Here is a 20,867-nt window from a genome sequence, read left to right on the forward strand (position 1 = left end):
GCGGCGAACCCGCCATTTTAGAAGCTCAATGGGACACCCCGTCGCGGGCCAGCACCTTGCGCGCGGTGCGCCACAGGATCAGCAGATCCAACCGCAGGCTGCTGTGCTGCAGGTACCAGTGGTCGAACGCGACCTTGGCGGGGATCGGCAGCTCGTCGCGGCCGTTGATCTGCGCCCAGCCCGTGAGGCCGGGCGCCAGTGCATCGACACCGTGCTGCGTGCGCAGTGAGACCAGGTCGTGCTGGTTGAACAGGGCCGGGCGCGGGCCGACGAAGCTCATGTCGCCCAGGAGAATGCTCCAGAGCTGGGGCAGCTCGTCCAGGCTGCTCTTGCGCAGGAAGCTGCCGATGGGGGTCAGGTACTGCTCGGGGCGTTCGAGCAGGTGCGTGGCGACGGCCGGGGTGTCGGTGCGCATGCTGCGGAACTTGGGCATGCGGAAGATGCGGTTGTGGCGGCCGACGCGGTCGGACCAGTAGAGGGCGGGGCCGGGGGAGGTGAGGCGGACCAGCAGCGCGAGCGAGAGCAGGACCGGCATGAGCACCACCAGCGCCGGCACCGCCACCAGCAGATCGAACAGCCGCTTCATGGCGTGCGCAGCGGTGCCATGGCCCGCCGCAGGCCCTCGGCCACTCCGACGACGGGGGTCCAGCCCAGCAAGGTGCGGGCCAGTGTGCTGTCCACCTGCAGCGAATCGCACAGCCGTTGTGCCGCCGCGCGCCGGCCCAGCAGCGTGCCGGCGGCGCGCAACCACGCGGAAGGCACCGGCAGCAGGTGCGGGCTGCGGCGTCCGGCGGCGGCCGCCATGCGGGCGATCCATTGCGGGGTCGACAGGTCCTCGCCATCGGCAACCAGGAAGGTCTGGTTGCGGGCGGCGGGATGCTTGGCGCACAGCGTCAGGAAATCGACGAGGTTGTCGACCGCGACGAAGCTGCGGCGGTTGTGGATGGCGCCCAGCGGCAAAGGCCAGCCGCGCGCCACAGCTCGTGCCAGCTGCGCGAAGTTGCCCGGTGCACCGGCACCGTAGACCAGCGGCGGTCGCACGATGACGTGCGCCAGGTCGGCGGCTGCGACGATCAACTGCTCGCACGCGAGCTTGCTGCGGCCGTAGGCTTCCTCCGGTGCCGGCGCGTCCCGCTCGGTGAACGGGGCGTCCACGGTGCGCTGGCCATGGACGCCGACCGAACTCACGAACACCAGGCGCGCCGCACCCTGCGCGCGGCAGATCTCCACCAGAGCGGCGGTGGTGCGCAGGTTGTCGGCGAAGTCGTCGTCGTGCGCCTGGCCCGGGCGGTGCGCGCGCGCGGCCAGATGGATGAGCACATCGCCCGCGCGCACCCATGGAGTGAGAGCCACTGTCGTGTACGCCGCCACCACACCGTCGACCGCAGGCCCGGCGCGCCGGCCTATGCCCGCGCACGGGCGGCCGAGCGTGCGCAGGTGCTGCACCAGGGCGGCGCCGATGAAACCGCTCGCGCCCGTGACGACCAGGCGGCTCATCGCCGCGCCCCCGCGAGAAAGGACAGGGCCACGCCCACGCGGTCGACCAGCACGCGCCGCATGTGCCCGGCCTGCAGTGCCAGGACCAGCCGGTCGATGGCGCTCAGGCGCTGCAGCCGCACGATGCAGGGCAGGCTCTGGGCATCGCAGAAGCGGGCGATGTGCAACACCTGCTCGCGGTACCAGCCATCGCGCACCATCTGCCAGCGCTTGTGCCACATCTGCCAGCCCGAGCGTGAGCCGAACACATTACCGCCATGCTGGCGGTAGCGCAGGCTGGGCCAGGGATCGGTCCACCAGCTGTAGCCGCGGCTGCGCACCCAGGCCTGGATCAGCCAGTCGTGGAAGCCGATGGCCGGCAGCTGCGCGGCCTTGGCCCGGATCTCGCCGGCCAGCAGCTGCGCAGGTGTCCAGCGCAACACATAGGTGCAACCGGGCCCGGCCGATTCGAACAGGTGGTTCCACGGTCCGGGCGGCTGGTCCTTGCGGATCAACTGCTCGCGCCCGTCCGGCCAGAACGCCACCACGTTCGTCGAGATGGCATCGACACCGCGTGCGCGGATGGCCTCCACCGCGCGGCACAGCTTGTCGGGGTGCCAGACGTCGTCCTGGTCTGCCAGAGCCACGAAGTCGCAGGGATGGTCCGGCACCAACGACAGCAGATGGAAGAAGTTCGCAGCGGCCGAGCCAAAGCGCCGTCCGCTGCTGACCAGCTCGGCCGGTTGCTCCGCGCACCACTGCTCCAGCGCCGCCAGCGTGCCGTCGGTGGAGCAGTCGTCGCTGACCAGCACCCGCAAGTTGACATCGCGTTGCGCGGCCAGGCTGTCGAGCTGCTGGCCCAGCCAGGGGCCGCCGTTGTGGGTGGCCAGCAGGACGAGCACGCGGGGCAGCGTGCTCATGTGGCGACTGACCGCGTGGGGCCGAGGATGGTGTCGAGGATGCGCAGCGCCGCGGCGGACTGGCGCTTCAGCAGCTGTGCTGCGGTGGGGCGCGGCGCGGGGGCCACCGTCGCCAGCGCCAGCAGGTCGGCGGCGCTAGCGGCCTTGACCACGGCCACGCCGTCCCGATCCATCGATGCATTAAAGACGCCATCGACATCGATCTGCGCGGATGTCACACCGACGCTGGCGGCCTCATGCAGCACCGTCGACGAGTAGCCGACCACGAGCGCCGAGCGCTGCAGGCAGGCATCGAGCGGCCCGGTGTCGAGTTGGGTGAAGCCGAAACCGTGCGCCAGTGTCCGCTCGCAGGGATGGGGGCGGAACACCACCTCGGCCTGCGCCGCGAGCAGCTGGGCCTCCAGGCTGCGCAGGCGGTCGAGGTAGCGTGCGCCGAACGCTGTATTGCACTGGTGCCAGCCCTCGCCCAGCAGTGTGATGCGCATGCCGGCTGGCGCGGGCCCGTCCGCTGCCACGCGCGGAATGAAGAAATCGGGCTCCACGAGGAAGCGCGTGGCCGCAGCGCTCTGCGCGATCAGTGCGGCATCCAGTTGGGAGCGGACCACGTTGATGTTGGACAGGCTGCCATCGCGCTCGGCGATCGCGCTGCTGATGTGGAAGATGCCGTGCTGCAGGCACACCGTCGTGAGGCCCAGGCGCTGCGCGGCCAGCACCACGGCCCGGCCCAGCGGCAGCGCGTCCGAATGGTGGACCAGCGTACCCGTGCAGATGCCGGCCAGCCGCAGCTGGGCCGCGAACAGGCGCACGGCCACCTGGCCGACACGCTGTTGCCAAGCGGCCGGCAGGAACAGCGCGGCAGTCAGCAGCAGGTACAGAGGCGATGCCGGCACGTACACGCCGCCATGCCGCAGCGCCGACAGCAGCAAATGCGGCGCACCGACCCAGGCGGCGCCGCAGCTGGGCAGCCTGGCGATCCAGGCGGCTGGCGGAGTGGTCAGGAACAGCAGGCGCTGGGGGCGCGCGCCGCGGATGCGGCCAGCGCAGGCGTCGACGGCCAGCCAGGCCAGGTCGAACGGCAGTGCCAGCGCCAGTGCCAGCGCGCGCCGCAGGTACAGCGCACGCGCGAAGCGGAAAAACAGGACGCCGGCCTGGCCAGGTTCACGCTGCCGGGCGTAGGAGAACACATCGCTCATGCGGCAGGCACCATGGGCGAGGCTGCGCGTGTCTTCAGCACGCCGAGCAGCAGCAGTCCACCCAGCACGCCGGCAGCAAGCCAATTGGGCTCTTGGAGCTGCCATGCCAGCAACACCCCTGCTGCGAAGGGCAGCAAGCCCGCCAGGTGGATCAGGCAGACCAGCCCGTCCTGGCTGCGGCCGTACAGGATGTTGGCCGCCCCGGTCGTGCTCGCCGACACGGTGTAGGCCACGAGCAGCAGGTAGCCGAACAGCTTGTGCTCGCCCAGCACGGGCTTGTCGATGAAGGCGATGACCGCGTCGATCAGCAGTGCGTAGGCGGCCAGCGCGGCCAGCCCCATGCCGAGCGCCCAGCGCCGCATGGAACGCAGCACGGGGGCTGGGTCGGCCGACGCGGTGGCGGCCGCGCTGATCAGGCGCGGCGACAGCCGCGCGAGGATGCCCGCATCCAGCATGGCCAGATAGGCGGCGGCCACGGCCACATAGAAGCCGTAGATCCCGGTCATCGCCACGCCAAAGATCTGCTCCATGGCCGTGCGGTCCAGAGAGAACAGGGCGCGCAGCGCCAGCGTGCCCAGCAGCAGCCGTGGTAGCAGCGCCCAGGCCTTGCGGAAGTAAGCGGCGGGTGCCTGGCTGGTTGCTACTGCGCGCGCCGTGACCGGCACCCGCCAGCAGCCGAACGCCACGGCCGCGCCCAGGCCAGCGGTCCATGCTTGGCACACTCCGGCCAGGTGCACATCCGCGCTGGCATGGACGTTTGCGGCCCAGGGCAGCATCCAGGCCGCCGACTTCAGGAACAGGACCGCGTTGGCCGAGCTCGGCCGTCCGCAGACGATCAGCACGCGCACCAGTTCGGCGGAGATGGTTTCGCCAGCCACGATGGCCAGCAGCCAAAGCACGAGCCAGGGTGCAAGCGTGTGCGCCGACGCCAGACTGCCGACCAGCAGCGCCAGAGGCAGCGACGCGGCCAGCAACAGCCCCTGCGCGCGGACGGTGGCGGCCAGCGTGCAGCGGGCGGCCAAGTACTCGCGGTGCGCATAGGCGTAGAAGTCTGCGCCGCCCAAGTAGACCAGGAAGGCGCTGGCGGCTGCGATGTAGGCGTAGGTGCCGAATTCGTCCAGCGGCATCACCTTGGCCAGGTAGAAGGTGAAGGCCGCCCGGACCGTGATGGTCAGGCCGCGCAGCACCATGTCGCCCAGCAGGCCAAGGCTCACGAGAGCAGGTCCCAAGTCACTGGGGTGCCGGCCGGGGCGGCCCGGCCGATGCGGCGGCCTAGCACCGCGTCGAAGTGCTTGGGCGCCAGGCCGTCGCCGGGCCGCACGATGCGCAGGTCGGCCGCGGCCAGCGTTTCGCCGGCCTGCATGTCGCGGCCGATGTAGAGCGTGCGGCGAAAGCGTCTGGACTTCTCTTCCGCCGCGGTGCCGCCGTACATCACCTCGCCCAGCGCCTGCCAAGCGCGTTCGGTCTCGGTGCGCAACTGGCGGAACTCCTCGGGCTCGAGAGAGAAGCTGGCATCGACGCCGCCGTCTGCGCGGCGCAGCGTGAAGTGCTTCTCGACCACCGTGGCCCCCAGGGCCACGGCGGCGACGGCTGCGCCGCAGCCCATGGTGTGGTCGGACAGCCCGACCTCGCAATCGAAGGCTTGGCGCAGGTGCGGGATGGTGCGCAGGTGGGTGTTCTGCGGCGTGGCCGGGTAGGTGCTCGTGCACTTAAGTAGCACCAGTTCCGGGCAGCCGGCGGCCAGCGCAGTGCGCACGGCCTCGTCGATCTCGGCCAGCGTCGCCATGCCGGTCGAGATGATCATGGGCTTGCCGGTGGCCGCGACCTTGCGGATCAGAGGCAGGTCCGTGTTCTCGAACGAGGCGATCTTGTAGGCGGGCACGTCCAGCGATTCGAGGAAGTCCACCGCGGTGGTGTCGAACGGCGAGCTGAAGCAATGCAGCCCGTGCGCGGCGGCGCGCGCCATGATCGGCCCATGCCACTTCCAGGGCGTGTGCGCCTCTTCGTAGAGTTCGTACAGCTGGCGGCCGGCCCAGGGGCTGTCGGCGTCCTCGATGACGAAGCCCGGGCCGCGCACGTTCAGCGTCATCGTGTCGGCGGTGTAGGTCTGCAGCTTGACCGCATCGGCACCGGCCTGCGCGGCGGCGTCGACGATGGCCAACGCGCGCTCCAGCGAGCGGTTGTGGTTGCCCGACATCTCGGCGATCAGGTAGGGTCGCTCGGCCAGGCCGATGGCGCGTCCGGCGATCTTCATGCTGCGGCTCCCGGCTGCAGCGGCTTGGTCCAGCCCTTGCCGGCCGGCGCGTAGCCCGCGGCTTCGAACAGGCGGGCGGAAGCTGTGTTGCCGGCCAGAACCTCGGCGTACAGGGTGGTGGAGGAGGGCTGCATGGTCCGGTATTGTGTTTCAGCGGCGGCCAGCAGCGGGCCGCCCAGTCCCAGGCCCAGCAACTCGGGGTCGAGGTGGATCGAGACCTCGGCACGCCTGTCGTCGAGCCGGTCGAAACGCACGCTGCCGACCGGGATGGCACCTACTTGTCCGACCCACAGGCTGCGGCTGGGGTCGGCCAGCACGCGGTCCAGCCAGGCGGCGTGAGCGGCCGGTGCGATCGGCGCGCCATTGCGCGATGCCGCGCGCACGACGGCGTGGTTGCGCCAGCGCAGCAGCAGGTCCCGGTCGGCAAGCCGCACCGGCCGCACGCCGACCTGTGCGGCCAGCAGCCGCAGCGCCACGCGCTGCGCACCGCGCCCGTCGACCCATTCTAGGCTGCGCTCGTGCAGGCGCTGCCGGCCTGCTGCATCGGCGATGAGCCGGGCCACGGCCGCGCCGACGGTGTCGATCGCCAGCGGCGCGCCGGGCGGCAGCGTGGCCACCGCCCCGCTGGCGCCGAGCAGTGGGATGCTGTGTTGCTGGTTCGGCGCCACGGCCAGTGCCAGCGTGGGCGCGCCGATGCAGCAGCGTTCCCACAAGGCCCCGCCGCCGGCACCGATCTGCAGGTCGTGGCGCGCGAAGAAGCTCGCTAGATCGGGCTGGTCCAGCAGCAGCGTGGTATTGGGCCATTGGCCAGCCAGGCGGGCCAGCGCCGCGCGGTGCGGGTTGGCCGAGGTTGTGGCGATCTCCACCGGCCCCGCGAAGCCGGCGTGCTCGCGCAGCGCGCGCAGCACGAGCGTGCTGGCGTCGGCGCCGTCGGTGCCGCCCATGAACACGCCGATGCTGCGCACCCTGGCCTGGAAGCGGTGCCGGGGCGCGGCGGCATAGGCCGGCGCCAGCAAGGCGTAGCGCGGGCCGCCGAGGATGGGCGTGGTGGGTGCGATGCAGCGGCCGTACTTGTGCCGGTGGTCGGGGGCGGCGAGGTTGTGGTCGACCAGCAACCCGGCCTGCAGCGGCCGGTCCGCGAGGTCGTCGACCACGGCCACCTCGGCGTGCAGCGCAGCGGCGACGGCGGCATGCCAGCGCGCGTCCAGCGCGTAGTGGTCCACCACGATCCAGGCCGGCGGGGCGGCCGCCAGCGCTGCCACAGTCTGCTGCGCATCTTGCTCCCACGGCACGTGCGGGCCACCGTCCGCCGGCAGCAGAACGAGGGCCAGGCCGCGCAGCTGTGCTGCGAGATCCAGCCCCAGGTCGCGGCTGACGAAGACCACCTCGGCGCCGGCCGAACGCAGCGCCAGCGCCAGTGACAGGCAGCGCTGCAGGTGCCCCAGCCCCATGGCGGCGCTGGCATCGGCGCGCACGGCGACCTGCATGGCGTTCAGCGCAGCTTGAACAGCGGCACCAGCGGCGTGCAGCGCAGCGCGGCTTGCAGTCCCTGGGCATCCAGCGTGCGGCCGATCTCCGGCAGCACGCTGTCGTAGGCGCGCAGCAGGGCGTCCACGTCGGCGTCGGAGTGCGCGTAGCTCATGTTGTGTGTGCCCACGGACAGGAAGCCCTGCTGGTGCATCTCCTGCATCCACAGGGTCTTGATGTCGAACGCGGTCGCGCCACGCGCATCGCGGATGTTCAGAAAGCTCCAGCTGGGGTGGCCGCTGACCGAGAAGATGTCCTGCAGGCCGTGGGCCTGGAGCAGGCTGGCTGCGCCGTCGATGAGCCGCTGGCCACGGCTGGCCAGCGTGGCCGTGACGGGCTCGCGCTGCAGCTTTGTCAGCGTGGCCCTGGCCGCCGCCAGCGACAGGGTCTCGCCGCCGAAGGTGAACGAGAAGAAGATCTCCTCCATGAGCCGCATGAGGTCGCGGCGGCCGGCCACTGCCGAGACCGGATAGCCGTTGGCCAGGCCCTTGCCGAAGGTCGCGAGGTCAGGCGTGACGCCGAACAGGGCCTGGGCGCCGCCATTGGCGAAGCGAAATCCCGTGATCGTCTCGTCGAACACCAGCAGCGCGCCGTGCTGCTGCGCGAGTGCTTGCACGCCCTGCAGGAAACCGGCCTCGGGGAACGCGACGTTCATGGGCTCGAGCACGACGGCCGCGAACTGCCCGTGATGGGCCTGCAGCACGGCGCGCAGCGAGTTCAGGTCGTTGTAGGCGAACACATGGGTCAGGTCGCGCACGGCTTGCGGCACGCCCTGGTGCCGCGCGGTGCTGCCGATGTACCAGTCCTGCCAGCCGTGGTAGCCGCAGACCGCGACATGCTCGCGGCCGGTGGCGGCGCGTGCGAGCCGCACGGCGCCGGCGGTGGCGTCCGAGCCGTTCTTGCCGAAGCGCACCATCTCGGCGCAAGGCACCATCTCGCAGATCAGCTCGGCGACCTCGGCCTCGAGCCGGTGCGGTAGCGAGAAGATCACGCCGTCGTCCAGTTGCGCGCGCACGGCCTGCGTCACGTCCGGATCGTTGTAGCCCAGCGTGATGGAGGCCAGGCTACTGACGAAGTCGGTGTAGCAGTTGCCGTCCATGTCCCAGACCCGCGCGCCTTCACCGCGGTCGATGAAGTAGGGAGAGGCGCCGTAGGGATACTGCGTGCGGCTCTTGCTGAAGGTCTGGCTGCCGAGCGGGATCACGCGCTCGGCGCGCGCCAGGTAGTCCATCGAGGCTTGGAAGGATTTCATGCAGTCAGGCCGTAGGCCTGCTCCAGGGATTTGCGACACAGGCTGAGTGCCACGCGTTCTTGGGGACCGGCCGCCCAGCCCTCGCTGTCGTGCTGCAGGGACAGCTTCTCGACCAGCACATACGCCGGGTTGGCAAGGAACAGCCGGGCATGGTCCATCTTGTAGGAGTGCAGGCCCGGACGGTGGTGGTAGGCTCGCCGGCACGGCACCGCGGGGTCGAAGTCGAGGATGGCCAGCAGCCCGCCGTCGCGCAGCACGCGGTCGGCTTCGGCCACCACACGCTGCAGCAGCGGGCGGTCGACGAGGTACAGGCAGAAGCCGAACCAGACCACATCGAAGCTGGCATCGCCGTAGGGCAGGGCATCGGCCGTGGCCACCTGCAGCGCCAGCACCGGACTGCGGGCCTGGCCTGCCGCCACGGCCGCGGCCGAGGGGTCCACGCCATGGGCCTGGATCGGACGCAGGCGGCCCAGTAGCTCCAGGTTGGCGCCTTGGGCGCAGCCGATCTCCAGCACCGTGGTCGGATGGTCGGGCGCCAGCTGCCGCGCCACCCGTTGCACCACGGCCTCGCGCTGGGTACTGTGCTGCGCCAGGGCCGCGCGGTTGCGGGCCAGCCATGCGTCGCCCTCGCCGCCGAGGAAGGCGGATTTCTGCGGCAGTGCCGTCATGCCTGGCCTCCTTCCTGGGCCAGGCTCTTGGCCAACCCCTCGTTGCGCGCGTGCGCGTTGCGTTGCAGGCGGTCGGGCGCCTGGGCGATGGCGCGCAGCATGTCGTACAGGTCGAAGTGCGGCCGGCCGAGCGTAGCCACAAGCTCGCGCACCACGTCGAGGTCGTCAGCGTAGTCCACGGTCAGGCGCAGGCCGGAGAAGTCGGCGATGGCCTGCACGTTGGCGTGCACGCAGCCGTTGTCTGCGCTGCGCATCCAGGGCGTGACATGTTCGCGCTCGGAGGGCAGCGCTGCATGCCGGGCGGCCCGGTCGAGAGTGGCGCGCGTGAAGCACTCCACATCCAGTCCGTCCGGAAAGCTGGGCGGCGCGGTGTTGGTCGCGTAGTCGGCGCCGGCGCTGCGCCGGGCCGCTACCACCTCATCGATGAGCTGCGGGTCGATCAGCGGACAGTCGCCGGTCAGCCGGACGATCTCGTCGGCCTGGCTGGCGGCGGCGGCCGTGGCATAGCGTTGCAGCACGTCGTGCAGGTCGCCGCGGTACACGGGCAGGCCGGTCTGCGCCAATACGGCGGCGATCGGGTCGTCGCTGGCATCCGTGCTGGTCACGACGACGACCTCGTCGAGCAACTGCGCACGGCGCGCCCGGTGCACCATGTAGACGAGCAGGGGCTGGCCCGCGAGGTCCGCCAGCGCCTTGCCGGGAAGGCGGGTGCTGGACATGCGGGCCTGGATCAATGCGACGGTGCGTGTCATGGGGCGGCCTGTGTCCAGGTGCGGGGATCGATGACCCGGAGGTCGGATTCCTGCAGGTCGGCGGCGTGCAGCGGCGCGGCGCGGTCCCAGGCGTCCAGGATGGCCTGGAACTGCGCCAGGCTGTCGGCGCCGACCAGGCAAACCGAGGCTGCACGGGTGGCCTTGACGCTGCCGAGCGCCGCTTCCAGCGGTGCGGTGCCCCGGGCCCGGCACCAAGCGTGCCAGCGGCGCAGCGCGGCCGCCGCGGCGGGCAGCCGGGCACAGGCGTGCGCTTCGTCCATCAGCAGCAGGCCTTGCAGGAACACCGAACGCAGGTGGATTTCTGTGGGACGTGGCGTCGATGCCACCAACTGCGTGAAGCGGCGGTCCAGCGCGTTGCCTGGCAGCTGCGCGACCGCGATCGGCCAGCGTGCCTGGAGGGCTTGCAGGGTGTCCGGTGCGTAGCACGACACGCCCAGTGCGATGCCATGCTGGTCGGCGACGCGCGCGCAGGCGCCCCAGAGCGCAGGGCCCTGCGGTGCCAGCAGGTCGTCGCTGCGGTGGAACAGCAGCGTGCGCAGCGTGCCCGACCCGATCCGGTGCAGGCTGCGCTCTACCTGGTCGCGGGCCCAGTCCTGCAGGGCCGGACCCGCCAGGCCCGCCGGGCAGGGCTGGATCTTGCTGACAACCTGGAACGCGTGCAGGTGTGCCAGCGCCGACAGCTGTGCCTCGATGTCGCCATAGGCGGGGGCCGTGTCGAGCACGCGCACGCCGCGCTCGGCCGCGCAGGCCAGGATGTCGCGGACCTCGGTCTGCGGCACGGGTGCCGTGCGGCCCGCCACGCCATAGGCGAGGCCGAACTGCACGGTGCCCAGGCCCAGTTCCATGTCAGGCCTCCAGCACGCGCCGCAGGCAGTCGGCGACGCGTTGCTGCTGCGCCGGTGCCAAGGTCGGGAACAGTGGCAGCGACAGGGCGCGGCCGTAGTAGCGCTCGGCCACCGGAAAGTCGCCCGGTGCGAAGCCACGCGCGCGGTAGAAGGGCTGGGTATGGATCGGGATGTAGTGCACGTTCACGCCGATGCGCGCATCGCGCAGGGCCTGGAACACGGCGCTGCGGCCGACCGGCGTGCGGGTCTCGTCGACCTCGACCACGTAGAGGTGCCAGGCGCAGCACGACAGCGCCGAGCGCGGTGGCAGCACCAGGGGCAGTTCGGCGAGCAGCGCGTCGTAGCGGTCGGCCAGTGCCTGCCGCTGCGCCTGCAATGCGTCCAGGCGCGCCAGCTGCGACAGGCCGAGGGCGGCCTGCAGGTCCGTCATGCGGTAGTTGAAGCCCAGCGATTGCTGCTCGTAGACCCAGGGCTCGGTCTCCGTCAGCTGGAAGTCGGTCACCTCGCGGGTCATGCCGTGCGCGCGCAGCAGGCGCAGCTGCTTGGCGAGAGCGGCGTCCTGCGTCGTCACGATGCCGCCTTCGGCCGTCGTCACGATCTTGACGGCGTGGAAGCTGAAGACCGTCAGGTCGGCGTGCCGGCTGCCGACCGGCTGGCCCAGATGGCTGGCGCCCGTGGCATGGGAGGCGTCCTCGATGATGCGAAAGCCGTAGTGGTCGGCCAGTGCGCGGATGTCCTGCATGGCGCAGGGCAGGCCGGCGAAGTCCACGGGGATCACGACCTGGGGCAGGCGGCCTTCGCGCGCGGCCTGCTCCAGCTTGGCGCGCAGCGCGTCCACGCCCATGTTGCGCGTGCGCGCATCGATGTCGACGAAATCGATGTCGGCGCCGCAGTACAGCGCACAGTTCGCCGAGGCGAGGAAGCTGTTCGGGCTGGTCCAGACCAGCGTGCCCGGCCCCACGCCCAGCGCGAGGCAGGCCAGGTGCAGCCCGGCTGTGGCATTGCTGACGGCAACGGCATGCTGCACCGCATGCCGCGCGGCAAACGCGGCCTCGAAGGCCGGGATCTGGGGCCCCTGGGTCAGGAAGGGCGAGCGGAGCGTCGCGACGACCGCCGCGATGTCGTCCTCGGAGATGGTTTGGCAGCTGTAGGGCAGCCAGGGCAGCGCGGATGCGTCGTCGGGTGGCGTCACGGTGCCGGGGCCTCCTGGGCGGACACATGGTCCTGGATCAAGGCCCGCAATTGTTCCACCGTGAGGAATTCTGGGTTGCGGTCGCTGCTGTACGAGAAGCCCGCAGGCACCGGCTGCGCGCCGGTGCGCCGGCAATACGCGTCCAGGCTGTCGGCGCCGCCTGCGGGCAGGATTGCGTAGTAGGCGCCCAGGTCCACGGTGTTGTAGCTGTCGCTGGCGGTGATCATCTCCTCGTGGATTTTCTCGCCGGGCCGCACGCCGACCTGCACCTGCCGGCATTCCGGCGCGATGGCCTGTGCCACGTCGGTGATGCGGTAGGACGGAATCTTGGGCACCAGGATCTCGCCGCCCAGGGCATTCTCCAGGCTCCACAGCACCATGTTGACGCCTTCCTGCAGGCTGATGTTGAAGCGGGTCATGGCCGGATCGGTGATCGGCAGTTCGCCCGAGGCACGCCGGCCCAGGAAGAAAGGGACCACCGAGCCGCGGCTGCCCATCACGTTGCCGTAGCGCACCACGCTCAGGCGGATGTCGCGCTTGCCGCGGATGTTGTTGGCGGCGACGAACAGCTTGTCCGAGCAGAGCTTGGTGGCGCCATACAGGTTCACGGGCGCGGCCGCCTTGTCGGTGGACAGTGCCACGACCCGCTTGACGCCGGTGTCCAGGCAGGCCTCGATCAGGTTCTGCGCGCCAATGACATTGGTCTTGATGTATTCGAAGGGGTTGTATTCGGCGCTGACGACCTGCTTGAGGGCTGCTGCATGCACGACCAGATCGATGCCTTCCAGCGCCCGGCGCAGGCGGGCCTCGTCGCGCACATCGCCGATGAAGTACCGCAAGCCGGGGTACTGCCGGTCCGAGAAGCGCTGCTGCATCTCGAACTGCTTGAGCTCGTCGCGCGAGAACACCACCAAGCGCTTGATGGTGGGGCAACGCGTGAGCACCTCCTGGACGAAGGCCTGTCCGAACGAGCCCGTGCCGCCGGTGATGAGGATGGAGTGGTTGGGGAGCATGGCCTGTGTCTTCAGAGGTGGGGCGCGGGTGTCAAGACGATCCTTCCGGTCGGAAGCTCGGCACCAGCCGGCGCAGCAGCGCCAGCATGTGTGCAGTCTCGCCGTGGCGTGCGGCATCGATCAGCGCCTGCAGCGGCGCGCGCAGCGCGTCCCAGCCCAGGTGTTCTTCATGTGCCCGCAGGATCCGCGGATGTTCTGTGGCTTCGGGGTTGTCGCCGATCAGAAGCTCCTCGTAGAGCTTCTCGCCTGGGCGCAGTCCCATGAAGACCAGATCGATGTCGCCGCCGGGATGCTCGGGCGTGCGCACCGACAGGCCGGCGAGCTTGGCCATGCGCAGTGCCAGGTCGTGGATCTTCACGGGACGGCCCATGTCCAGCAGGAACACATCGCCGCCGCTGCCCATGGCGCCGGCCTGCAGCACCAGCTGCGCAGCCTCGGTGATGGTCATGAAGTAGCGCGTGACCTCGGCATGCGTCACGGTCAGCGGGCCGCCGGCGGCCAGCTGGCGCCGGAACAGCGGCACGACGCTGCCGCTGGAGTCCAGCACGTTGCCGAAGCGCACCATGCAGAACTGCGTGCTGCGGGCCAGCACCACGGCGCCGGCATCGGCCGGCATGTCGAAGCCGATGGTCGGGCTGGCGGCCAGTGCCTGCAGGATCATCTCGGCCACGCGCTTGCTGGCGCCCATCACGTTGGTGGGGCGCACCGCCTTGTCGGTGGACACGAGCACGAAATGCTCGACCCCGCTCGCGATGGCCGCACGGGCCAGGTTCAAGGTGCCGAGCACGTTGTTCATGACGCCTTCGGTGGCGTTGTCCTCGACCAGCGGCACATGCTTGTAGGCGGCTGCGTGGTACACGCTGGTAGGCCGCCAGGTGCGGCACAGCGTGGCCAGCCTGGCGTAGTGGACCACGCTGCCGAGCACGGGAACCAGCTCGGTGTGTCCGCCCTGCAATGCACACAGCCCGCGCAACTCCTCGTGGATGCTGTACAGCGCGAACTCGCTGTGGTCCAGCAGCAGCAGGCGCTGCGGACGCTCGCGCACGATCTGGCGGCACAGCTCGCTGCCGATGCTGCCGCCGGCGCCCGTGACGAGCACCGTGCGGCCGGTCAGGTTGCGCGCCAGCAGTTCGGGACGCGGCGGCACGGGCTCGCGGCCGAGCAGGTCTTCGATGTCCAACTCCCGGATGTCCTGCACGCTCACGCGGCCGGACGCCAGGTCTGCGAGGCCGGGCAGTGTGCGCACGCGCACGCCCAGTGGTTGCAGCCGCTGGATGATCTGGTTGCGGCGTTCGCGCGTGGCGCTGGGCAGCGCCAGCAGGATGTCGCTGATGCGCAAGCGCGGCACCAGCGAGCGCAGTTCGTCGGGCGCGTAGACCCTGGTGCCGTTGATGCTGCGGCCGACCTTGCCGCGGTCGTCGTCGATGAAACCCAGCAGGCGGTCCGGTTGGCGTGCGCTGGCCAGGGCGGCGGCCATCTGGGCGCCGGCCGAGCCGGCGCCGTAGACCAGCAGGCGCATGCCGCTGTTGCGGCCGCGCCTGCGCACCAGATGGTCGAGCAGCGAGCGTGCCGCCGTGCGGCTGGCCACCACGAGGATCAGGAAGATCAGCGGCTGCAGGATGCCCAGGCTGCGCGGCACGACCGGCAGGCCGGATTTCTGCAGCGCGAGCAACACGGCCGACAGCAGCACGACGTACAAGGCCGTGGCCTTGGCCGCTGCGCTCAGTGCCGAAAGGCCGGCGTAGCGCAGGATGGCGCGGTACAGGCCGAAGTGCGCGAACAGCGGTATCGACAGCAGCGGCGCAGCCGCATACACGACCCATTGGTGCGGCGACGGCCAGTGCAAGGTGTCCAGGCGCAGCGTGAAGGCCAGCCACATGGCCAGCAGCGCGAGCACGGAGTCTGTCGCCATCACGGCCAGACGCTTGATCCGGGGCGGCCAGTTCAGGATGGTGGCCGGTGCGAGCAACTCTGGCATCGCTCAGCCGGGCTGGTTGTGCTGGGCCAGCAGATCGCCCACCAGCTCCAGCCGCACCAGCGGGTTGTCCAGTTCCATGAGCTGCTGCTTCACCGTCGGCGGCAGCGGCAGCAGTTCGCACCAGCGGTTGGACAGCCAGCCGCAGTCGTCCCAGCGCCAGGGCGCGCGCAGCGGCCATTGGTCTTCGGGAATCGCGCGCGCGCGCCAGCTGTCCAGCAGCTGTTCGAGCGCCGTGGCCACCTCGCGCAGGTCCTCTGGCACCGCCACGGGGGCGTCGTCGGGGAGCATCTGCGCGTCGGCCATCCACAGCCCATGCGGCAATTGGCGCGCGGCCTGGATGCGAAAGCGCGTGCCACCCTCGCAGACGATGTTCATGAGTCCCGGCTGCGGCCGGTCGAACGCGCGCACATGGGCCAGCGTGCCGACCTGCAGGAATTCCTCCGCCGGTGCCCCGGCGCGGCGCACCTCGCTGCCCTGGTGCAGGGCCACCACGCCAAAGGGCTTGCCCTCGCGCTGGCATTGGCCGATCAGGTCGAGGTAGCGCACCTCGAAGATGCGCAAGGGCAGCAGGCCACCCGGGAACAGCACGGTGGACAGCGGAAACAGGGGCAGGGGCGAGGGGATCAAGGGGCGGACGGCAATGGTGCAGCCGCTATCATCCCATGCGCTTTTTATTCGACCGCATGCTGTACCAAATCTCCGCCTTTCTGCTCGAAGTCATCGCCGGGCTGCTGGGCAGCGCCTGCCTGCTGCGCCTGTACATGCAGCACCAGCGCATCCCGTTCGGCAACCCGATCGGCAGCCTGGTGTTCGCACTGACGGATTGGCTGGTGCTGCCGCTGCGCAAGGTGCTGCGGCCCGTGGCGCGTTGGGACCTGGCCAGCCTGGCCGGCGCCTTCCTGCTCAAGCTGGCGCAGTACTTCCTGCTCTGGCTGGTGACGGGCGGCGCACTCGTCGTGGTGCCGGTGATGGCCTTGTTCGGCGTGATCGGCCTCGTGATCTACGGCCTCACGGGCCTGCTGATCGTCTACGCCGTGATGTCCTGGGTGCAGACGCAGTCGCCGCTCTACGACGTGCTGTCCCGCCTGCTGGCGCCGCCGCTGCGGCCGCTGCGGCGCATGGTGCCGCTGGTCGGCGGCATGGACCTCACGCCGCTGATCCTGCTGGTGCTGCTGCAGGTGGCGTCCATCGTGCTCCAGCACGCCTTGCGCGGCGTGCTGGGTGGCATGGTCCTGTAGAAAAGCCGGTCAGCTGGCGCTGACGGCGTCGGCCGGCTGGCGCTGCAGCATGGCCAGCGAGCTGGCGATGGTGCGGCGCAGGTCCTTGCGGTTGCAGATCAGGTCGACCGCACCCTTTTGCTGCAGGAACTCGGCGCGCTGGAAGCCTTCGGGCAGCGTCACGCGCACGGTGGACTCGATCACGCGCGGGCCGGCGAAGCCGATCAGCGCCTTGGGTTCGGCGATCACCATGTCGCCGACGAAGGCGAAGCCGGCGCTCACGCCGCCCATGGTCGGGTCGGTCAGCACGCTGATGTAGGGCAGGCCCTTCTTGGCCAGGCGCGTCAGGGACGCGTTGGTCTTGGCCATCTGCATCAGCGACAGCAGGCCTTCCTGCATGCGCGCACCGCCGGTGGCGGTGAAGCAGATGAAGGGCACCTTCTGGTCGATGGCCGCGTGCACGCCGCGCACGAAGCGCTCGCCCACCACGCTGCCCATGCTGCCGCCCATGAACTCGAACTCGAAGCAGGCGACCACCACGTTCAGCCCATGGAGCGCGCCGCCCATGACGATGAGCGCATCCGTTTCCTCGGTGTTGTCCAGCGCTTCCTTGAGCCGCTCGGGGTACTTGCGGCTGTCCTTGAACTTGAGCGGGTCCATGGGCAGGACCTCGTGGCCGATCTCGTAGCGGCCTTCGGGGTCCAGAAAGCTGTCCAGACGCGCGCGCGCGCCGATGCGGTGGTGGTGGCCGCAGGTCGGGCAGACGTTCAGGTTCTTTTCCAGATCCGTCTTGTAGAGCACGCTCTCGCAGCTCGGGCACTTGATCCACAGGCCCTCGGGCACCTGGCGGCGCTCGGCAGGGTCGCTGGGCTGGATCTTGGCGGGAAGCAGTTTTTCGAGCCAGGACATGGGATTGGCTACTCCGGAGGGACGAACGGGGTGGGGATTATGCGTCGAGCGCCGAACGGATGCCGCGCAGGAACGCGGCGGCCGTGGGGGCGACCTGGTCGCGCGGCTGGTCGTCGAGCAGCTGGATGATCCTGCTGCCGATGACCACGGCGTCGGCCACGCGGCCCACGGTCTGGGCCGTGGCGGCGTCGCGGATGCCGAAGCCAACGCCCACGGGCAGTTGCACATGGCGGCGGATGCGCGGCAGCATGGCCTCGACCGCGGCCGTGTCCAGCGTGCCCGCGCCCGTCACGCCCTTGAGCGAGACGTAGTAGACGTAGCCGCTGGCTACCTCGGCCACCTGGCGCATGCGCTCGTCGGTCGAGGTGGGCGCCAGCAGGAAGATCAGGTCGATGTTCTTGGCGCGCAGGCGGGCCGCGAAGTCCACGCATTCCTCGGGCGGGTAGTCGACGACCAGCACGCCGTCCACACCGGCGGCCGCCGCGTCACGCGGGAAGCTGTCGGCACCATGGCGCTGCTCGTAGCGCTCGACCGGGTTGGCGTAGCCCATCAGCACCACGGGCGTCTGCGCATCCTGGTCGCGGAAGGCTTTGACCATGGCGAACACCTGGGCCATGCCGATGCCCAGCGCCAGGGCTTTTTCACCCGCCTCCTGGATCACGGGGCCGTCGGCCATGGGGTCGCTGAACGGCACGCCGAGTTCGATCACGTCGGCGCCGGCCGCGACCATGGCGTGCATGAGTTCGGGCGTGACGTCGGCGTACGGGAAGCCGGCCGTGACATAGGGGATCAGGGCCTTGCGGCCATCCGCCTTGAGCCTGGCGAAGGTGGCTTGGATGCGGCTCATTGCTGGCCCCCCTTCACGGCGTGGCCGCGCATGGAGGGGCGGTCGTAGAAGTCCTCGCCCGACAGGTCGGCCACGGTGCCGATGTCCTTGTCGCCGCGGCCGGACAGGTTCACGAGGATGCTCTGGTCCTGGCGCATGGTTGGCGCCAGCTTGCGGGCGTAAGCGAACGCGTGGGCCGACTCCAGCGCAGGGATGATGCCCTCGGTGCGGCACAGATAGTGGAAGGCATCCAGCGCTTCGGCGTCGGTGGCGCCGACGTATTCGGCCCGGCCGATGTCCTTCAGGAAGGCATGTTCCGGCCCCACGCCCGGGTAGTCCAGGCCGGCGCTGATGCTGTGCGTCTCGGTCACCTGGCCGTTCTCGTCCTGCAGCAGGTAGGTACGGTTGCCGTGCAGCACGCCTGCGCTGCCGCGCTGCAGGGATGCAGCGTGCTTGCCGCTGTCCAGGCCCTGGCCAGTGGCTTCCACGCCGATCAGGCGGGTGCCTGCATGGTCGATGTACGGGTAGAAGATGCCGATGGCATTGCTGCCGCCACCCACGCAGGCCAGCACGGCGTCGGGCTGCTCGCTCTTGCAGCCGGCGGCGGCCAGCATCTCGGGCATCTGCACCAGGCATTCGTTGCCGATCACGCTCTGGAAGTCGCGCACCATCATCGGGTAGGGGTGCGGGCCGGCCACGGTGCCGATGATGTAGAAGGTGTTGTCCACGTTGGCGACCCAGTCGCGCATGGCCTCGTTGAGCGAGTCCTTGAGCGTCTTGCTGCCGCTGTCCACGGGCACCACGGTGGCGCCGAGCAGCTTCATGCGGAACACGTTAGGGCTCTGGCGCTTGACGTCCTCGCTGCCCATGTAGACCACGCACTCCAGGCCGTAGCGCGCGCAGATCGTGGCGGTGGCCACGCCGTGCTGGCCGGCGCCGGTCTCGGCGATCACGCGCGGCTTGCCCATGCGCTTGGCCAGCATGGCCTGGCCGATCACGTTGTTGATCTTGTGGGCGCCGGTGTGGTTGAGGTCTTCGCGCTTGAGGAAGATCTGCGCGCCGCCGTGTTCCTGGCTGCTGCGCGCGGCATGGTAGACGGGCGAAGGCCGGCCGACGAAATGCGCCAGTTCGCTCTCGAATTCGGCGATGAACTCGGGGTCGTTCTGGTAGCGGGCGTAGGCCTCGCGCAGTTCGGCGATGGCGTGGGTCAGCGTCTCGGAGACGAAGCTGCCGCCGTAGACGCCGAAATGGCCTGAGGCATCAGGCTGTTGATAAGGGGTCGACATGTTGAATCTCTGCAAAGTGCGCGTCGGCGGCGCGAACGGCCGCGACGAAGCGGTTGATCTTGTCGGCGTCCTTGATGCCCTTGGAGGCCTCGACGCCGGAACTCACATCAACGGCCAGCGACAGCGCGCGTGGCCGCACCTGCAAGATGCCATCGGTCACGTTTGCAGGCGTGAGTCCACCACTCAAGACGAGGTGAGAGTCGACGCTTGTTGGCAGGAGTGACCAATTGAATGCCTTGCCGCCGCCGCCGTATCCCTCGACATGGGCGTCGAGCAGGATGGCCTGGGCTTGGGAGAATTCGGCCGCGAATCTTACCAAGTCGAACCGACCTGCGTTTTCATCCAGCGGAATGCGGGCCGCGCGCAGGAAGGGGCGGGCCGGGTGCGCCGTGGCGGCCAGGCACTGGGCCGGCGTCTCGTCGCCGTGGAACTGAACCATGGCGCCGGGCACCTGGTCGCAGGCGGTGGCGACCTCTTCGGGCGGCGTGTTGACGAACAGCAGCACGGGCGTGACGAAGGGCGGCAGCCGGCGGGCGAGCGCGGCCGCGCGCTGCGGCGTCACGTAGCGCGGGCTCTTGGCGTAGAGCACGAAGCCGACGGCGTCGGCGCCAGCGGCGACGGCGGCGTCCAGGTCCTGCTCGCGCGTGATGCCGCAGATCTTGATGCGGGTTCTGATCATGGGAAAACCTCTGGCCCGGGGCGGGCCGCGGTGGGAGCGCTCTCAGACGGGGCAGCGCTCAGGGGAGCCAATCATAGGCAGCCGTGCGTTCCGGCAGGCCCCAATGGTCTTCGTAGCGCGGGCCCAGGAAGTACAGGCCGTCCGGCGAGAAGGTGGGCGCCGCCACCTGGCGGTTGCGTGCGGCCAGCACCTCGGCCATCCATTCCACGGGCCGGTCGCCCTTGCCGACCACGAGCAGGCAGCCCATGAGGTTGCGGATCATGTGGTGCAGGAAGGCGTCGGCCTCGAACTCGAAGCGCCAGTAGGCGCCGCGTCGCGTGATGTCGATCCGGCGCATGGTCTTGACGGGCGTGCGCGCCTGGCACTGCGAGGCGCGGAACGAAGTGAAGTCGTGCTCGCCCAGCAGCAACTGGGCGGCCGCCTGCATGGGCACCTGGTCCAGCGGGCGGTGCACCCAGCCGATGCGGCCACGCTCCACACTGGGCCGCACGGGCGATTCCATGAGCACGTAGGCGTAGCGCCGGCCGATGGCGCTGGCGCGGGCGTGGAACTGCGCCGTGACCGGCTGCGCCCATTGCACGGCGATGTCGCCCGGCAGGTAGCTGTTGGTGCCGCGCACCCAGGCATGGGTCTCGCGCACGACCGTGGTGTCGAAGTGCACGACCTGCATGAGACCGTGCACGCCGGCGTCGGTGCGGCCGGCGCAGATGGTGCCGATGTCCTGCTGCGCGAAGCTGCGCAGCGCCTCCTCGAGCTTGTCCTGCACGGTCTTGCCAGAAGGTTGGCTCTGCCAGCCATCGTAGGCCTGGCCCGCATAGCTGACCCCGAGTGCCAGGCGCACCGTCGAATCCTCGTCCGC

The 20,867-nt window shown here is 70.1% G+C and carries 21 protein-coding genes; 1 reads left to right on the plus strand and 20 read right to left on the minus strand.

Annotation, left to right across the window (positions count from 1 at the left end):
• Positions 1–25 precede the first annotated feature (25 nt).
• From ACSQ4M_RS13425 to ACSQ4M_RS13495, 15 genes are read right to left on the minus strand one after another with little or no spacing between them, the layout of a single operon-like run.
• Positions 26–586, minus strand: a complete 561-nt coding sequence (locus ACSQ4M_RS13425; RefSeq protein WP_436190012.1) for a sugar transferase — start codon at positions 584–586, stop codon at positions 26–28.
• Positions 583–1,497 carry an NAD-dependent epimerase/dehydratase family protein gene (locus ACSQ4M_RS13430; protein WP_436190013.1) on the minus strand — a complete coding sequence of 305 codons (915 nt, stop codon included), beginning with the start codon at positions 1,495–1,497 and terminating at the stop codon, positions 583–585. Before ACSQ4M_RS13430 ends, ACSQ4M_RS13425 begins: the two co-directional genes overlap by 4 nt.
• The gene (locus ACSQ4M_RS13435; protein WP_436190014.1) at positions 1,494–2,396 is read right to left on the minus strand and encodes a glycosyltransferase; all 903 of its coding nucleotides are present in this window, start codon (positions 2,394–2,396) and stop codon (positions 1,494–1,496) included. Before ACSQ4M_RS13435 ends, ACSQ4M_RS13430 begins: the two co-directional genes overlap by 4 nt.
• The gene (locus ACSQ4M_RS13440; protein ID WP_436190015.1) at positions 2,393–3,589 is read right to left on the minus strand and encodes a hypothetical protein; all 1,197 of its coding nucleotides are present in this window, start codon (positions 3,587–3,589) and stop codon (positions 2,393–2,395) included. The genes ACSQ4M_RS13435 and ACSQ4M_RS13440 overlap by 4 nt, the downstream gene beginning before the upstream one ends.
• The gene (locus ACSQ4M_RS13445) at positions 3,586–4,803 is read right to left on the minus strand and encodes a hypothetical protein (protein ID WP_436190016.1); all 1,218 of its coding nucleotides are present in this window, start codon (positions 4,801–4,803) and stop codon (positions 3,586–3,588) included. Before ACSQ4M_RS13445 ends, ACSQ4M_RS13440 begins: the two co-directional genes overlap by 4 nt.
• Positions 4,800–5,843, minus strand: coding sequence for a pseudaminic acid synthase (gene pseI / locus ACSQ4M_RS13450; RefSeq protein WP_436190017.1), 1,044 nt, complete (start codon positions 5,841–5,843; stop codon positions 4,800–4,802). Before pseI ends, ACSQ4M_RS13445 begins: the two co-directional genes overlap by 4 nt.
• Entirely contained in the window at positions 5,840–7,330 is a 1,491-nt protein-coding gene (gene pseG / locus ACSQ4M_RS13455) for a UDP-2,4-diacetamido-2,4,6-trideoxy-beta-L-altropyranose hydrolase (protein ID WP_436190018.1), read from the minus strand. The genes pseI and pseG overlap by 4 nt, the downstream gene beginning before the upstream one ends.
• A 5-nt stretch (positions 7,331–7,335) precedes the next feature.
• Positions 7,336–8,622: an aminotransferase class III-fold pyridoxal phosphate-dependent enzyme gene (locus ACSQ4M_RS13460; RefSeq protein WP_436190019.1), complete on the minus strand. Its 1,287-nt coding sequence runs from the start codon at positions 8,620–8,622 to the stop codon at positions 7,336–7,338.
• A complete protein-coding gene (locus ACSQ4M_RS13465) occupies positions 8,619–9,290 on the minus strand; it encodes a class I SAM-dependent methyltransferase (protein ID WP_436190020.1) in 672 nt (223 codons plus the stop codon). The genes ACSQ4M_RS13460 and ACSQ4M_RS13465 overlap by 4 nt, the downstream gene beginning before the upstream one ends.
• Complete coding sequence (locus tag ACSQ4M_RS13470) at positions 9,287–10,042, minus strand: cytidylyltransferase domain-containing protein (protein WP_436190021.1); 756 nt, start codon at positions 10,040–10,042, stop codon at positions 9,287–9,289. Before ACSQ4M_RS13470 ends, ACSQ4M_RS13465 begins: the two co-directional genes overlap by 4 nt.
• Positions 10,039–10,908, minus strand: a complete 870-nt coding sequence (locus ACSQ4M_RS13475; protein ID WP_436190022.1) for an aldo/keto reductase — start codon at positions 10,906–10,908, stop codon at positions 10,039–10,041. The genes ACSQ4M_RS13470 and ACSQ4M_RS13475 overlap by 4 nt, the downstream gene beginning before the upstream one ends.
• 1 nt (position 10,909) lies before the next feature.
• Positions 10,910–12,100 carry a UDP-4-amino-4,6-dideoxy-N-acetyl-beta-L-altrosamine transaminase gene (gene pseC, locus ACSQ4M_RS13480; RefSeq protein ID WP_436190023.1) on the minus strand — a complete coding sequence of 397 codons (1,191 nt, stop codon included), beginning with the start codon at positions 12,098–12,100 and terminating at the stop codon, positions 10,910–10,912.
• Entirely contained in the window at positions 12,097–13,113 is a 1,017-nt protein-coding gene (gene pseB / locus ACSQ4M_RS13485) for a UDP-N-acetylglucosamine 4,6-dehydratase (inverting) (RefSeq protein WP_436190024.1), read from the minus strand. Before pseB ends, pseC begins: the two co-directional genes overlap by 4 nt.
• Before the next feature lie 31 nt (positions 13,114–13,144).
• The gene (locus tag ACSQ4M_RS13490) at positions 13,145–15,091 is read right to left on the minus strand and encodes a polysaccharide biosynthesis protein (protein ID WP_436190025.1); all 1,947 of its coding nucleotides are present in this window, start codon (positions 15,089–15,091) and stop codon (positions 13,145–13,147) included.
• A 3-nt stretch (positions 15,092–15,094) separates the two neighbouring features.
• Entirely contained in the window at positions 15,095–15,718 is a 624-nt protein-coding gene (locus ACSQ4M_RS13495) for an LON peptidase substrate-binding domain-containing protein (RefSeq protein ID WP_436190026.1), read from the minus strand.
• Positions 15,719–15,774: 56 nt separating this feature from the next.
• Between ACSQ4M_RS13495 and ACSQ4M_RS13500 the strand changes: the two genes are divergently transcribed.
• A complete protein-coding gene (locus ACSQ4M_RS13500) occupies positions 15,775–16,329 on the plus strand; it encodes a YggT family protein (RefSeq protein ID WP_436190027.1) in 555 nt (184 codons plus the stop codon).
• Between the two features lie 9 nt (positions 16,330–16,338).
• Here the strand turns inward: ACSQ4M_RS13500 and accD are convergent, their stop codons facing one another.
• From accD to truA, 5 genes are read right to left on the minus strand one after another with little or no spacing between them, the layout of a single operon-like run.
• Entirely contained in the window at positions 16,339–17,217 is an 879-nt protein-coding gene (gene accD / locus ACSQ4M_RS13505) for an acetyl-CoA carboxylase, carboxyltransferase subunit beta (protein ID WP_056672604.1), read from the minus strand.
• 37 nt (positions 17,218–17,254) lie between these two features.
• Positions 17,255–18,064 (minus strand): tryptophan synthase subunit alpha, encoded by an 810-nt coding sequence (gene trpA / locus ACSQ4M_RS13510; RefSeq protein WP_436190028.1) that lies wholly within the window; start codon positions 18,062–18,064, stop codon positions 17,255–17,257.
• Positions 18,061–19,329 (minus strand): tryptophan synthase subunit beta, encoded by a 1,269-nt coding sequence (gene trpB / locus ACSQ4M_RS13515; RefSeq protein WP_436190029.1) that lies wholly within the window; start codon positions 19,327–19,329, stop codon positions 18,061–18,063. The genes trpA and trpB overlap by 4 nt, the downstream gene beginning before the upstream one ends.
• Positions 19,304–20,008, minus strand: coding sequence for a phosphoribosylanthranilate isomerase (locus ACSQ4M_RS13520; protein WP_436190030.1), 705 nt, complete (start codon positions 20,006–20,008; stop codon positions 19,304–19,306). The genes trpB and ACSQ4M_RS13520 overlap by 26 nt, the downstream gene beginning before the upstream one ends.
• 58 nt (positions 20,009–20,066) lie before the next feature.
• A complete protein-coding gene (gene truA, locus ACSQ4M_RS13525; RefSeq protein ID WP_436190031.1) occupies positions 20,067–20,849 on the minus strand; it encodes a tRNA pseudouridine(38-40) synthase TruA in 783 nt (260 codons plus the stop codon).
• Positions 20,850–20,867 lie beyond the last annotated feature (18 nt).

The sequence above is a fragment of the Pseudorhodoferax sp. LjRoot39 genome (assembly GCF_964253035.1).
In the GTDB taxonomy this organism is placed as follows: Bacteria; Pseudomonadota; Gammaproteobacteria; order Burkholderiales; family Burkholderiaceae_C; genus Pseudorhodoferax.

What these genes read in the sequence shown, in the direction of transcription:
- ACSQ4M_RS13425 (WP_436190012.1), bottom strand. Translation starts at nt 586, where the DNA reads ATGAAGCGGCTGTTCGATCTGCTGGTGGCGGTGCCGGCGCTGGTGGTG.
- ACSQ4M_RS13435 (WP_436190014.1), bottom strand. Translation starts at nt 2,396, where the DNA reads ATGAGCACGCTGCCCCGCGTGCTCGTCCTGCTGGCCACCCACAACGGC.
- ACSQ4M_RS13430 (WP_436190013.1), bottom strand. Translation starts at nt 1,497, where the DNA reads ATGAGCCGCCTGGTCGTCACGGGCGCGAGCGGTTTCATCGGCGCCGCC.
- trpA (WP_436190028.1), bottom strand. Translation starts at nt 18,064, where the DNA reads ATGAGCCGCATCCAAGCCACCTTCGCCAGGCTCAAGGCGGATGGCCGC.
- trpB (WP_436190029.1), bottom strand. Translation starts at nt 19,329, where the DNA reads ATGTCGACCCCTTATCAACAGCCTGATGCCTCAGGCCATTTCGGCGTC.
- accD (WP_056672604.1), bottom strand. Translation starts at nt 17,217, where the DNA reads ATGTCCTGGCTCGAAAAACTGCTTCCCGCCAAGATCCAGCCCAGCGAC.
- ACSQ4M_RS13465 (WP_436190020.1), bottom strand. Translation starts at nt 9,290, where the DNA reads ATGACGGCACTGCCGCAGAAATCCGCCTTCCTCGGCGGCGAGGGCGAC.
- ACSQ4M_RS13500 (WP_436190027.1), top strand. Translation starts at nt 15,775, where the DNA reads ATGCTGTACCAAATCTCCGCCTTTCTGCTCGAAGTCATCGCCGGGCTG.
- pseG (WP_436190018.1), bottom strand. Translation starts at nt 7,330, where the DNA reads ATGCAGGTCGCCGTGCGCGCCGATGCCAGCGCCGCCATGGGGCTGGGG.
- ACSQ4M_RS13490 (WP_436190025.1), bottom strand. Translation starts at nt 15,091, where the DNA reads ATGCCAGAGTTGCTCGCACCGGCCACCATCCTGAACTGGCCGCCCCGG.
- ACSQ4M_RS13440 (WP_436190015.1), bottom strand. Translation starts at nt 3,589, where the DNA reads ATGAGCGATGTGTTCTCCTACGCCCGGCAGCGTGAACCTGGCCAGGCC.
- ACSQ4M_RS13520 (WP_436190030.1), bottom strand. Translation starts at nt 20,008, where the DNA reads ATGATCAGAACCCGCATCAAGATCTGCGGCATCACGCGCGAGCAGGAC.
- ACSQ4M_RS13475 (WP_436190022.1), bottom strand. Translation starts at nt 10,908, where the DNA reads ATGGAACTGGGCCTGGGCACCGTGCAGTTCGGCCTCGCCTATGGCGTG.
- pseB (WP_436190024.1), bottom strand. Translation starts at nt 13,113, where the DNA reads ATGCTCCCCAACCACTCCATCCTCATCACCGGCGGCACGGGCTCGTTC.
- ACSQ4M_RS13470 (WP_436190021.1), bottom strand. Translation starts at nt 10,042, where the DNA reads ATGACACGCACCGTCGCATTGATCCAGGCCCGCATGTCCAGCACCCGC.
- pseI (WP_436190017.1), bottom strand. Translation starts at nt 5,843, where the DNA reads ATGAAGATCGCCGGACGCGCCATCGGCCTGGCCGAGCGACCCTACCTG.
- ACSQ4M_RS13460 (WP_436190019.1), bottom strand. Translation starts at nt 8,622, where the DNA reads ATGAAATCCTTCCAAGCCTCGATGGACTACCTGGCGCGCGCCGAGCGC.